This is a genomic window from Abyssisolibacter fermentans (assembly GCF_001559865.1).
Taxonomy (GTDB): Bacteria; Bacillota; Clostridia; order Tissierellales; family MCWD3; genus Abyssisolibacter; species Abyssisolibacter fermentans.
This window is the reverse complement of record NZ_LOHE01000083.1, coordinates 1-13,917: the sequence shown is the minus strand read 5'-3', so window position 1 is coordinate 13,917 and position 13,917 is coordinate 1. Positions and strand designations below refer to the sequence as shown.

Sequence of the window (13,917 nt, the reverse complement as noted above, 5' to 3'; positions counted from 1 at the left end):
ATCTATTCACTGGAATCTTATAATTCAGAATTATACAGTACACTATTCAAAATTATAGAAATAATAAGGGTTATATAGACAATTCTAATTCTAAAGGGGGTAGAAAGATGGATTTTTACAGAGCACATGTACTTATTTGTGGAGGTACAGGATGTACATCTTCTAAATCTGATCAAATAGAAGAAAAGATGAAACAAAAAATAGAAGAAGCTGGATTAGATAAAGAAGTTATGGTTGTTAGAACAGGATGTTTTGGATTATGTGAAGCAGGTCCAATTGTAGTTGTTTATCCTGAGGGTGCATTCTATAGCCATGTTGGTTTGGAAGATGTTGATGAAATCGTTCAAGAACATTTATTAAAAGGAAGAATAGTTAAGCATCTTTTATACAAAGGAGCTAAAGAAGAAGATATAATTAAATCTGTTAACGAAGTTAATTTCTACAAAAAACAGACAAGAATAGCATTAAAAAATTGTGGAGTTATAAATCCTGAAGATATTAATGAATATATTGCAGTAGATGGTTATATGGCTTTAGGTAAAGTATTAACAGAAATGACTCCTACTGAAATTATTGACGTAATAAAAGAATCAGGTCTAAGAGGAAGAGGAGGCGGAGGATTCCCAACTGGTCTTAAATGGAATTTCTGTGCTCAAGCTCAAGGAGATCAAAAATATGTTATTTGTAATGCTGATGAAGGTGATCCAGGAGCATTTATGGATAGAAGTATATTAGAAGGAGATCCACATTGTGTAATAGAAGCAATGGCTATAGCGGGTTATGCAATAGGAGCTGATCAAGGTTTTATATATGTTAGAGCGGAATACCCAATAGCTGTACAGAGATTAGAGATAGCTATTAATCAGGCTAGAGAAAAAGGACTTTTGGGCAAGAATATATTTAGTAGCGATTTTAATTTTGATATTGAAATTAGACTTGGTGCAGGAGCATTTGTATGTGGAGAAGAGACTGCTTTAATAGCTTCAATCGAAGGTGAAAGAGGCATGTCAAGAAATAAACCTCCTTATCCTGCTAATAAAGGTTTGTGGGGCAAACCAACATTAATTAATAACGTTGAAACATACGCTAACATAACAAAAATAATTAATAAAGGTCCTAAATGGTTTAGAAGTATAGGTACTGAAAAGTCTCCAGGAACAAAAGTATTTGCATTAGGTGGAAAAATCAATAACACTGGACTTGTTGAAATACCAATGGGAACAACTTTAAGAGAAGTTATTTTTGATATTGGTGGTGGAATACCTAATGGTAAGAAGTTTAAAGCTGTTCAAACAGGTGGACCATCTGGTGGATGTATTACAGCTGATTATTTAGATACACCTATTGATTATGATTCATTAACTGCATTAGGATCAATGATGGGTTCTGGTGGTATGATCGTTATGGATGAAGATAACTGTATGGTTGACATAGCAAGATTTTTCTTAGATTTTACAGTTGAAGAATCTTGTGGAAAATGTACACCATGTAGAATAGGTACTAAGAGAATGCTTGAAATATTAGAAAAGATAACAAGTGGTAAGGGTGAACTAAAAGATATCGAAAAGCTAGAAAAATTAGCTGCAAATATTAAAACATCTGCATTATGTGGTCTTGGACAAACTGCTCCAAATCCTGTATTATCTACATTACATTATTTTAGAGATGAATATGAAGCACATGTAATAGATAAAAAATGCCCTGCAGGAAACTGTAAAGCATTATTAGCTTATAATATTCAAGAGGATATATGTAAAGGTTGTACATTATGTGCTAAAAATTGTCCAGTAGGAGCAATTTCAGGCGAAGCTAAAAAACCACATAGTATAGACCAAGATAAATGTATTAAATGTGGAGCATGTATGGAAAAATGTCCATTTAATGCTATTAAGTTAGGGTAATTACTAGTACGATAATTTCTATATAAAATATTAGAAGTAAGGGGTGTATATAATGGGTATGGTTACCATAACTATAGATGAGAAAACTTTTCAAGTTCCAGCAGAAGATACTATACTTGAAGCAGCTAATAGTGCTGGAATCAAAATACCAACTCTTTGTTATTTAAAAGATGTAAGTGCAACAGGAGCCTGTAGAATGTGTTTAGTAGATGTAAAAGGAGCTAGAACTCTACAAGCATCATGTGTAACAAGAGTTGCTGATGGAATGGTTATTAAAACAAATACTAAACAAGTTAGAGAAGCAAGAAAAACTAACTTAGAATTAATTCTGTCTAACCACGAAAGAGAATGTTTAACTTGTAGTAGAAATCATAACTGTGAATTGCAGACTCTATGTGAAGAATTAGGAGTTACTGACATAGAATTTGAAGGAGAAAAAACTGTAAGACCAGTAGATACTTCTTCTCCATCAATAGTTAGAGATCCAAACAAATGTATTTTATGTGGTAGATGCGTAAGCGTATGTAATAATGTTCAAAAGATAGGAATTTTGAATTTTGTAAATAGAGGCTTTGAGACAATGGTTGCTCCAGCATTTGACAAGCAAATGGGAGAAACTCCTTGTGTTAATTGTGGTCAATGTATTGTTTCATGTCCAGTAGGAGCGTTAAGAGAAAAACAAGAAATTGACTATGTATGGGATGCTATTGAAGATGACGATAGACATGTTGTTGTTCAAACAGCTCCAGCAGTTAGAGCCGCTTTAGGAGAAGAATTCGGTTTACCTATGGGAACACGTGTTACAGGAAGAATGGCTGCTGCGTTAAGAAGATTAGGATTTGATAAAGTATTTGATACAGATTTTGCAGCTGACCTTACAATAATGGAAGAAGGAACAGAATTACTAAACAGAATTCAAAATGGTGGAAAACTTCCAATGATTACATCATGTTCACCAGGATGGATAAAATATTGTGAACATTATTATCCAGATTTTCTAGATAACTTATCAACTTGTAAATCACCACATGAAATGATGGGTGCAGTAGTTAAGTCATATTATGCAGAAAAGAACAATATTGATCCTTCTAAAATATATGTGGTTTCAGTAATGCCATGTACTGCGAAGAAATTCGAAGCTAGAAGAGAAGAATTATCACATAATGGTAATAGTGATGTAGATGCAGTATTAACAACTAGAGAACTTGCAAAAATGATTAAACAAGCAGGAATGGATTTTGTTAATTTACCAAATGAAGATTTTGATTCAGTTCTTGGTGAATCAACAGGAGCTGCTGTTATATTTGGTGCTACAGGTGGAGTTATGGAAGCAGCATTAAGAACAGTTTATGAAGTAATAACAAAAGAAGAATTAAAAGAAATTAACTTTACTCAGGTTAGAGGAGTAGAAGGAATAAAAGAAGCTACAGTTAAAATTGGAGACTTAGATGTAAATGTTGCAATTGCACATAGTACAGGTTGTGCAAGCGAATTATTAGAAAAAGTAAAATCAGGTGATAAGCAATATCACTTTATAGAAATCATGGGCTGCTCAGGTGGTTGTGTAAATGGTGGAGGACAGCCTCATGTAAGTTCAAAAATTAAAATGAATGTAGATGTTAGAAAAGAAAGAGCAAAAGCATTATATGATGAAGATGCAGACAAAGCTATAAGACAATCTCATAAAAATCCTATGATTAAAAAAGTTTATGATGAATATTTCGAAAAGCCAAATAGTCATAAAGCACATGAACTTTTACACACTCATTATGTAAAAAGAGAATGCTACCCTCTATAAATCTACAATGAATTAATTTGAAAAATTAGCTCTATTTAGTTATTTAACTGAATAGAGCTTTTTACATATTTTTTAATAAAAAAGCATTATTATAATGGCTTTAGGATTTGTAAGTTAATATGAAAAAATATAATTTCAAAAATAGAAAGGATGAAATAATTTGAAAGTTAAACTGACAATATTAGAAAGTAAATGCAGAGGAAACTATCACAAAAAAGGAGATATCTTTATAGTTGAAGATATATGTCCTCCAATATGTCATGAATTATGGCAAAGTATATATCCTAGTATTTATACACTGCTAAATAACGGTGATTTAGATTATGGAAATACAAGAGCAAGAACATTTCAAATGAGATGCCCTGACAATGGAAGAGTATTAATTAAAGGTGAATTGATAGATGAATAAATTAGGTTCGTTTTAAATATTAACAAAAACAATTTAGGGGTGGATAAGATGAAAGAAATACAAAGACTAAAAGCAGGAGGTTCAATAGGTATTTTTCGCCATCATCTTCAGCGACATATTTATATCCTAAAAGATATAAAAGAGTTAAAAAGTTCTGAGAGTAAGGGGTTTATATTATAGAAGTAAATCTAACAGATAAATATGATTTTTATAGGTCTGGTAATATTAGAGAAAGAGCTGGAGAATTAAATAGCTTAATTAGAAATCACAAAGTAAAATGTATAATGTCTATAATAGATGATATGAATTAAAAATTTTTTTTCATACCTAGATTATGAAGAATTAAAAATCCTAAAATAGTAATAGGTTATTCAGATGTTACTGCTTTAAATTTATATCATGAAAGTTTTATGGATTTCATTAAAAATGTTATATTATTAACATAAATTTTTCGGAATTTCTAATAAAACATATAAATTCATTGAAACATAATGTACTTACGATCATAACTACAATAGTTTATTAATTTATAAAATTATTTAATACTTTTATAAAGGTTAAGACAACGAAAAAATGAAAGATTCTATAGTAATAAATAAATACTATATTGTAATATTTATGAGATAATGTTATAATTTTAACAAGATGTATACAGTATATTACATTACATCTTTATTATTTTCAACATAGTTTGATATAATATGATAATACTTTAATAGACATGCAAGACATAAAAATTATAGATTTATAGTGCACTACATTATATGGTAATAATAGAAAAGGAGGTATTTTAATTGATCAAATTAACCATTAATAATAGAGAAGTTGAAGCTAATGAAGGAGAAACAATTTTACAAGTATGTAGAAATTTAAACATAGAAATACCAACGCTTTGCTATGATGAAAGATTAGAGCCACATTCTGCTTGTAGGTTATGCATAGTTGAAGTCGAGGGGATGCGTACTTTACCTACATCTTGTTCTACAATAGCAACAGATGGAATGAAAATACATACTCATAGCCCAAAAGTTATAGAAGCAAGAAGAGAAATATTAGATATGATGTTATCTAACCATCCTGATGACTGTTTAACTTGTCCTAAATCAGGCGAGTGTAAGTTACAAGAGTATTGTTATAAGTATGATATTAAAAAAACAACTTTTAATGGTGAGAAAAAGAATTATCCTATTGATGATAGCAATCCTTTCTTTTATGTTGACTTAAATAAATGTATTGAATGTGGTAAGTGTGTAAGAATATGTTACGAATTGCAAAATACAAAAGCGTTAACCTTTAGTGAAAGAGGTTTTAAAACACATGTAACTGTGCCATTTGAAATGGGTATTAATAAAACAAATTGTGTTTCATGTGGTAATTGTGTATCTGCATGTCCGGTAGGTGCATTAATGCCAAAGTCTAAAGAAAAGTTTAGATTATGGGAAGTTAAAAAAGTAAAAACAACATGTTCATTTTGTGGTGTAGGATGTCAAATGGAGCTACTCGTAAAAGATGATAAAGTTGTAGGAGTAAACCCTGTACAAGGGCATTCAAATGATGGATTATTATGTGTAAAAGGAAAATTCGGTTACAAATTTATAAATCATAAAGACAGGTTAAAAAAACCATTAATAAGAAAAAATAATAAATTGGTCGAAGCAGAATGGGAAGAAGCATATGAATTAATAGCGAATAAGATAAAAGATACTATTAAAAATTATGGACGAGATTCAATTGCAGGATTAAGTTCTGCAAGATGTACTAATGAAGAAAATTATTTATTTCAAAAACTTTTTAGAGGAGTTATTAAAACAAACAATATAGATCATTGTGCTAGACTCTGACATTCTTCAACAGTTGCAGGTCTTGCAGCTACATTAGGAAGTGGAGCTATGACAAATAGCATAGAAGAAATTAGAGAAAACGAAGTTATTTTTGTTATTGGATCTAATACAACAGAAAATCATCCAGTTATAGGTGCACAGATGAGACAAGCAAAAGCAAAAGGAGCAAAATTAATCGTTGCTGATCCAAGGAAAATAGATTTAGCAAATGATGCTGATGTATTCTTACAAATCAAACCAGGCACCAATATAGCGTTGTTAAATGCAATGATGAATGTAATAATTAACGAAGGCTTACAGGATAGACTATATATTAAAGATAGAACTGTAGATTATGAAAAATTAGTAGATTTGGTGGAAAGCTACACACCACAAAGAGCAGCTAAGATTTGCCAAGTGAATCCAGAAGATATTATTAAGGCTGCTAGAATATATGGAAAAGCAAAAAATGCAGGTATATATTATGCAATGGGTATAACTCAGCATAAATCAGGAACATATACAGTTATGAGTGTATCTAACCTAGCATTATTATGTGGTAACATTGGAATAGAATCAGCAGGGGTAAATCCATTAAGAGGGCAAAATAATGTACAAGGTGCTTGTGATATGGGAGCACTACCTAATAATTTACCGGGTTATCAGAAGGTATCTGATGAAAATGCAATTGAAAAATTTGAAAAAGCATGGAATGTAACAGGCATGTCTAAGGAAGTTGGCCAGACTATACCTGAAATAATGGATAGTGCTAGAAGAGGTGATACAAAACTTTTATATATTATGGGAGAAAATCCTATGATATCTGATCCAGATATAAACCATGTTAAAGAAGCATTAGAAAAAACAGAATTCTTAATAGTACAAGATATATTTTTAACTGAAACTGCACAAATGGCAGATATTGTCCTACCGGCAAGTACATTTGCTGAAAAAGATGGTACATTTACAAATACTGAAAGAAAAATTCAAAGAGTGAGAAAAGCAATAAATGAGGTAGGAAATTCTAAAGCTGATTGGAAAATTTTAATAGATATAATGAACAAATTAGGATACAAACAAGAATATACACATCCATCTCAAATAATGGATGAAATATCTAGAGTAACACCTCAATATGGTGGGATAAATTATAGTAGAATTGAACAAAAAGGTTTACAATGGCCTTGTCTTCATAAAACACATAAAGGTACTAAATTTTTACATGAAGGACAATGTGCTAGAGGAAAAGGACTATTCATACCGCAGGAATATCGTGAAAGTGCAGAATTACCAGATAAAGACTATCCTTTTATGTTAACAACAGGAAGAATTTTATATCATTATCATACAAGAAGTATGACGGGTAGAGTAGAAGGATTAAATAAAAAATCAAATCAATCATATATTGAGGTTAATACACTTGATGCAAAAGGTCTTTGTGTACATAATGGTGACATTGTTCAAGTTTCATCCAGAAGAGGTACTATAGAAACAAAAGTTAAAGTAGTTAGTACTATTAGTCGTGGTATTGTTTTTATGCCGTTTCATTTTGCTAGCGGAGCTGCTAATATTTTAACAGGAACACATTTAGATGAGATATCAAAAATCCCAGAACTAAAAGTAAGTTCAGTAAAAATAGTTAAGAAATAATTTTATTAAGTAACATTAGGTGATTAAATAGGCTGTTAATACATTTTATTTTTGTACATTATAAATAAGCAGAAAGGGACTACGCTATGACTGTTGAATATAATATTTTTAGAACTTGTGTAATTTTAGCTGGAGGGAAAAGTTTGAGAATGGGCTTCGATAAGCAATTTTTAAAAATAAACAACACAAATTTAATAGACAATGTAATTAATAAATTAAAATATGAGTTTGATGATATAGTTATTATCACTAATAAGCCAAATTTTTATAGTAAATATAACATAAGAGTATTTGAAGATGAAATAGCAGGTAAAGGACCTCTAAGTGGAATTCATAAAGGTTTAAAAGAAGCTCAAAGTAAATATGTATATTTTACAGCCTGTGATATGCCTAATATTAACTTAAATTATATACGATATATGAAAGATATAATTAAAAAAGAAAATGTACATGCCTGTATAACTAAATATGGAAATTGGATAGAGCCAATGAATGCATTTTACAATATATCTATCTTAAAAAACGTTGAACAATATTTAATAAATGGGAATAAAGCAGTATATTTTTTACTAAAAAGTTTAAATTGCAAGTATATTGAAGAAGCAGTAGCTAAAAAATTTAGCTCGAATTGGAATATGTTCTTAAATTTAAATACAAAAGAAGATTTAAAAGTTTATATTAATGAAGTAAAATAAAATTAAGAGGATTAATTATGGAAGAGAAAACTAAGCTTGAAATTTTAAAGGTTGATAAAGATGAAGCTATTATAAAACATGATGACATAATAATAGAGAAACCATATACTATTTTTGTTAATGAAATTGAGATTAGTACATTACTATGCACACCAAAATCGATAAAATATTTAGCAGTAGGTTTTTTATTTACTGAAGGTTTATTAAATTTAAAAACTGATATAAAAAAGATAAATATTGATGAGAATAAAGGCACTGTATCTGTCGAGCTTACTGAATTTAATAAATTTAGTCATAACTTATCTGGAAAAAAAACAATGACATTAGATTGTAGAAAAGGAACTTTGCTGTATAATGTTATAGAGTTTAAGTCTAAAAAAAATTACAATGAAATATTATTAAATAAAAACAATATTATTGAAACTATGATAGCATTTAATGAACAATCCATATTATTTAAAGAAACAGGAGGAGTTCATAGCTGTGCATTAGGTTATAATAAGAAAATAATAAGATTCGAGGAAGATATAGGGAGACATAATGCAATGGATAAAATTATAGGATGGTCAATATTAAATGATATTAATTTTAAAGATAAATATATTTTAACTAGTGGTAGAATATCTTCGGAAATAATTAAAAAAGTAGCAAAATGTAGTATTCCAGCTATTATTTCAAGATCAGCACCTACAAGTTTATCTATTCAAATAGCTGAAAAATTAAATATTATGATAATAGGATTTGCTAGAGGAAGAAAAATGAACATATATACAAAATATGACAACTTCATAATGTAGTAAATTCAAGCCTCAAAAGTAAAATAATAACTTAACAATACTATGCTAAATATGGTATCCTATATATAGGCTTTGAAAATGGTTTCATTTCGTAGTTATAATTTAAAACAATATTATTAAATCATAAAAAAGATTATATACAATAGTCTTAAACTCAGGTTATTCTTAGAAATTAAATATTATTATCAATCGAGTTCATCTTCGAATGGTTAAACAAATTCACATAAAATTAAAGATTTTAGGTTTTGGATTATGGTTGTAAGATATTCATTAAATGGTGGGCATATCGAGTTGGATTGTCTTCAAGTTCATTTATAAGAGCTAAATAGTATATTATTAGAAATTACATGAATAAACAGATTATATTTATTAATTATAACGATTGATAAAGTGTAATATAAAAATTTAAACCAAGTTAAAGCATTAACGCTTTAACTGTATACAAAATGCAAAGAGGGGGATTTTATGCAAAAAACATTATTAAGTCCAAAAGAAGTAGCTAATAAAACGATAGAAACAGCTATTAAAAAGGCTAATTTGCCAAGCATAAAAATGCTTTTATTAGGTATATTTGCAGGTTTATTTATAGGATTTGGTGCACATGGCTATATAATTGTAACACAAACGTTGGGAAAAATAGATATTGGACTAGCTAAATTTATCGGAGCAGCAGTTTTCCCAGTTGGACTTATGTTAGTTATAATAGCAGGTGCAGAACTTTTTACTGGAAATAATATAATGACTTTAGCTCTCATGAAAAAGAAAATTACATGCTCTAAAATGCTTAAAAACTGGATTATCGTGTATATTGGCAATTTTATTGGTTCTATATTCTTAGCTTATATATTGAGTAAGACAAACTTATATACAGGTATTGTAGGTGAAAAAGCTATAGCTATAGCTAGTGCAAAAGTTAATAACTTAACACTATTACAGGGAATTACTAGAGCTATTCTCTGTAATATGATAGTTGTTTTAGCTGTATGGATGGCGACAGCAGCTACAGATGTTACTGGTAAAATACTTGCAGTTTGGTTCCCGATTATGATTTTTGTACTATCAGGATTTGAACATAGTATTGCTAATATGTTTTTTATACCTATGGGTAAATTTATAGGCGCTGGTTTTTCTTGGGGGGAAATGTGGATTAACAATATAATACCTGTTACAATAGGGAATTTAATAGGTGGCGCAATAATAGTACCAATAGTTTATTATATCTGTTATGCTAAAGATAAATAAAAAATAGATAAATCTATTTTTTAAAGGGGAGTTCCCCCTAAATAACTATCTCAAAACATATTTTGAGGTAGTTATTTTTAATAGATTATCATTACATATTATTTTTTAAAGTACCAGCTTGGTATTCGATTATGTATCATAGACTAATTTTTATATATAAGGATAATAAAAAAACTTGCATGAAGATTAAAGTAAGACTTAGCCATAACATAACGCAAATTATACTATCATACAATATTAATAAGTTTATATAATTTTCTATGTGTTATAAAAAATATTAATAAGATATATATTTATAATAGATTATATTAATTAGGAATCTATTGATATTTTATTTTGTTTTTATTATGATGATTAAGAGAATATAATTTGGAGGCGAAAAAATGATATATTTAGATAATGCAGCTACATCATTTCCAAAGCCAAAACAGGTATATGACACTATTATGGAAGCAATGACTGAATATGGAGCCAATCCTGGTAGATCTGGACATAAATTAGCTTTGAAAGCTGGTAGAGGTATATATGAAGCAAGAGAAACAATAGCAGAGTTTTTTAGAGTTAAAGATCCTATGAATATTATTTTTACACACAATGCCACTGATAGCTTAAATCTTGCTATCAAAGGTATATTAAAAAGTGGCGATCATGTCATAACAACCAGTATGGAACATAATTCTGTATTAAGACCATTAATGGCATTAAAGAATAAAAACATTGAAGTAACAATTATTGACTGTGATGAGCAAGGACTCATAGATTTGAAAGATATTGAAAAGAGTATAAAAAAGAATACTAAAATGGTAATAACAACACATGCTTCGAATGTAACAGGAAGTATTATGCCGATTTATAATATAGGCAATATAGCTAAGAAGCATGGAATATTATATATGGTAGATGCAGCCCAAACGGCAGGTGTTTATGATATAGATGTTAACAAAAATATTGATTTATTAGCCTTTCCAGGACATAAAAGTTTGCTTGGACCTCAGGGCACAGGAGGATTATTTATAAGAGAAGGTTTAGAACTTGTTCAATTGAAAGAAGGAGGAACAGGAAGTAAATCACATGAATTGATTCAACCTTTAATATTACCGGACAGATATGAAAGCGGAACACCAAATGCACCTGGAATAATAGGATTAGGGGCAGGAGTTAAATATATTATGAATGAGGGAATAGAAAATATAAGGAATCATGAGGTAGAGTTAACAGAACATTTTATTAAAGAACTTTTAAAAATAGATGAAGTTATGATTTATGGACCTAAGAACATTGAAAAACATGCGCCTGTAGTATCTATTAATATAGAAAATCAAGACTCATCAGAAGTTAGTTATTTACTAGATAGTATGTATAATATATGTACTAGGCCTGGATTACATTGTGCACCACTTGCACATAAAACAATCGGTACTTTTGAGCAAGGAGTTGTTAGATTTAGCTTAGGATTATTTAATACACACGAAGAAATTGACGAAACAGTAAAAGCTATAAGGGCTATAATAAAAGAATTATAACAAGGCACAAGAGTCTCCTGCCTTGTTGAAACGGTGTGTTGCAATTACTACGTAATTGCTTCCGTTGTTTTAAGATAAAAAAATCTTTTATAGGTATATATTTCTTGATAAGAGTAGGCAAATATTATATAGTTAATAAGGTATATAATATTAAATAAAGGAGATACAATATGGACGGTATAATAAAATTCATACAAAATAACAATGACATTATTTTATTAGCTCTTATCATGATTAGTATTGTTCTATTATTTCTAAATTGTTATAATCAAATACGTATTTCTAAATTGAAAAAAAAATACAATATATTACTCAGTGGTGTTGACAGTATAAATTTAGAAGATATGTTATTCGAACATTTAGAAGAAGTAAAGAATGTAAAAGAACAATTGAGGAATGTAGACAAAACATGCAATAATTTAGATAAGAGACTTAAATTAACTCTTCAAAATACAGGTATGATTAGATATAATGCTTTTGATGATATGGGTAGCGATTTAAGTTTTTCATTAGCCTTATTAGATGATAACCTAGATGGTGTAGTTATTTCAAGCTTATACGGTAGAGATGGATGCAGTATGTATGGTAAGCCAATAAAAAATTGTAAGACTAAATATACCTTATCTAAAGAAGAATTAGAAGCTATAAAAATTGCTGTGAATAATAGAGACATGCGATAAAAAGAATATGGATAAAATACACCCCTAATGATAATAATATTTTATATATCTATTGGGGGTGTATTTATTGACACAAAAAATATTAATACAAAATGGATTAGATGAAATAAAGTTAAGTTTAGAAAAAATAGGATATGACATTGTAACAACAGATTTAAATGAAAGATATGATGTATTTATTTATAAAGCGGATGGCTATGATATTGACTATTATAATCAAATAACAAGTTTAACTAATGATAACAATGAAAATGTTTTACTTGTAAATGCTAAAGGTAAAACTATACAAGAAATAGACTATATTATTAAGCATAAAACTTATAGTTCATTATTTTAGTTTTTATAATAATACCGAAGGATTATATATCTTCTTCAAAATTCTTGATGCATTTTTTAGAAAATTTCCAAATAGCATTTTTTAATGAGGAGGATATTATATCAGCCATTTTTACAACTGTATTTAATCTAGTGTTTTGTAAAATTGTATATTCCATAAAACCATCTATATTTACAACACCTGTTATATTAATATTACCTATTTCAGGTAGCGTTTTTTTAACACCAGCGCCAGGTCGTAAAGGTCCATAATTAAGAGATATGTAACCAATTCTTTCATATCTACCAAGACATGCATCTACTGCAATTATAAACGGATTATCAAAATTTTGATCAATGTAGTGTATTGTTTCTTCTAAATTCTTAGCATGCACAGGTTTTTCTAATGTACCCAGTACAACAAGATTATTTAATGGATATTTTAATAAATTATATCCAACTATGGGTCCTAAACTATCACCGGTAGACCTATCGCTTCCAATACATAAAATTAATAAATCTGTATAAGTATCATTAAAAAGATGGCATAAATTTTCAAATAAAATAGTACTAAACTTAAGTTTAGCATTATTTGAATTTGAATCAACACTTGATTTTATAGTTCCAAAGGGTAGTTTCATATTGTCCTCCTTAAATAAAGTAATAAATTTCTACTCCATGAATTTTAATAGAAATTTGTTTGAGGATAAAATATTTGTTTTCATTATATTAATAAGATTATTTCCATAACAAATTAATTTATTCAAAATTATGATTATGATATAAAAACTAGTTATTTAATATATTTTTATGCATTTAGTAATTAGATTATTATATACAAGACAATATAATAATTAATAATTTCGAAGCATAGTTAAAAATAAAATCCCACTAATTCTTTATAAATAAGTATATTTACACGTTTATATAAGTTGAGGGTAAGTTATTTGCTATGTGGAGAAAAAAAAAGAACAAAAACTATTGACGGAATACAGAATTCATGATACTATATATGAGCTGACAAAAACAGCAAAGAAAAAATAAGTCTTGACAAAATATCTGTTAGATGATATTATAGAGAAGGTCG

General features: G+C 28.7%; 12 protein-coding genes. 11 read left to right on the top strand and 1 reads right to left on the bottom strand.

All coding sequences use genetic code 11. The features are described 5' to 3' along the window. Nucleotides 1-107 precede the first annotated feature (107 nt). The 11 genes from nuoF to AYC61_RS16520 all read left to right on the top strand — a co-directional run bounded on the left by nuoF (nt 108) and on the right by AYC61_RS16520 (nt 12,852). The gene (gene nuoF, locus AYC61_RS16570; protein ID WP_066505155.1) at nt 108-1,901 is read left to right on the top strand and encodes an NADH-quinone oxidoreductase subunit NuoF; all 1,794 of its coding nucleotides are present in this window, start codon (nt 108-110) and stop codon (nt 1,899-1,901) included. A 52-nt stretch (nt 1,902-1,953) separates the two neighbouring features. Then, the gene (locus AYC61_RS16565) at nt 1,954-3,699 is read left to right on the top strand and encodes an NADH-dependent [FeFe] hydrogenase, group A6 (RefSeq protein ID WP_066505152.1); all 1,746 of its coding nucleotides are present in this window, start codon (nt 1,954-1,956) and stop codon (nt 3,697-3,699) included. A 160-nt stretch (nt 3,700-3,859) separates the two neighbouring features. After that, nucleotides 3,860-4,108, top strand: a complete 249-nt coding sequence (locus AYC61_RS16560) for a TIGR04076 family protein (RefSeq protein WP_066505148.1) — start codon at nt 3,860-3,862, stop codon at nt 4,106-4,108. A 48-nt stretch (nt 4,109-4,156) separates the two neighbouring features. Continuing rightward, complete coding sequence (locus AYC61_RS22120; RefSeq protein ID WP_275935260.1) at nt 4,157-4,288, top strand: hypothetical protein; 132 nt, start codon at nt 4,157-4,159, stop codon at nt 4,286-4,288. Between the two features lie 614 nt (nt 4,289-4,902). Continuing rightward, nucleotides 4,903-7,578, top strand: coding sequence for a formate dehydrogenase subunit alpha (gene fdhF, locus AYC61_RS20780; RefSeq protein ID WP_082760022.1), 2,676 nt, complete (start codon nt 4,903-4,905; stop codon nt 7,576-7,578). A gap of 86 nt (nt 7,579-7,664) precedes the next feature. Beyond that, nucleotides 7,665-8,273, top strand: a complete 609-nt coding sequence (locus tag AYC61_RS16545; RefSeq protein ID WP_066505134.1) for a molybdenum cofactor guanylyltransferase — start codon at nt 7,665-7,667, stop codon at nt 8,271-8,273. 17 nt (nt 8,274-8,290) lie between these two features. Next, complete coding sequence (gene fdhD, locus AYC61_RS16540; RefSeq protein ID WP_066505131.1) at nt 8,291-9,070, top strand: formate dehydrogenase accessory sulfurtransferase FdhD; 780 nt, start codon at nt 8,291-8,293, stop codon at nt 9,068-9,070. A 465-nt stretch (nt 9,071-9,535) separates the two neighbouring features. After that, nucleotides 9,536-10,312 (top strand): formate/nitrite transporter family protein, encoded by a 777-nt coding sequence (locus AYC61_RS16535; RefSeq protein ID WP_066505128.1) that lies wholly within the window; start codon nt 9,536-9,538, stop codon nt 10,310-10,312. A gap of 383 nt (nt 10,313-10,695) precedes the next feature. Next, the gene (locus tag AYC61_RS16530) at nt 10,696-11,835 is read left to right on the top strand and encodes an aminotransferase class V-fold PLP-dependent enzyme (RefSeq protein ID WP_066505126.1); all 1,140 of its coding nucleotides are present in this window, start codon (nt 10,696-10,698) and stop codon (nt 11,833-11,835) included. A gap of 170 nt (nt 11,836-12,005) precedes the next feature. Then, nucleotides 12,006-12,515: a DUF4446 family protein gene (locus AYC61_RS16525; RefSeq protein ID WP_066505118.1), complete on the top strand. Its 510-nt coding sequence runs from the start codon at nt 12,006-12,008 to the stop codon at nt 12,513-12,515. A 67-nt stretch (nt 12,516-12,582) separates the two neighbouring features. Continuing rightward, the gene (locus AYC61_RS16520) at nt 12,583-12,852 is read left to right on the top strand and encodes a YkuS family protein (protein WP_066505116.1); all 270 of its coding nucleotides are present in this window, start codon (nt 12,583-12,585) and stop codon (nt 12,850-12,852) included. 22 nt (nt 12,853-12,874) lie between these two features. On the opposite strand, the gene yyaC is transcribed toward AYC61_RS16520, so the two are convergent. Continuing rightward, nucleotides 12,875-13,471 carry a spore protease YyaC gene (gene yyaC, locus AYC61_RS16515; protein WP_066505114.1) on the bottom strand — a complete coding sequence of 199 codons (597 nt, stop codon included), beginning with the start codon at nt 13,469-13,471 and terminating at the stop codon, nt 12,875-12,877. Nucleotides 13,472-13,917: the final 446 nt, after the last annotated feature.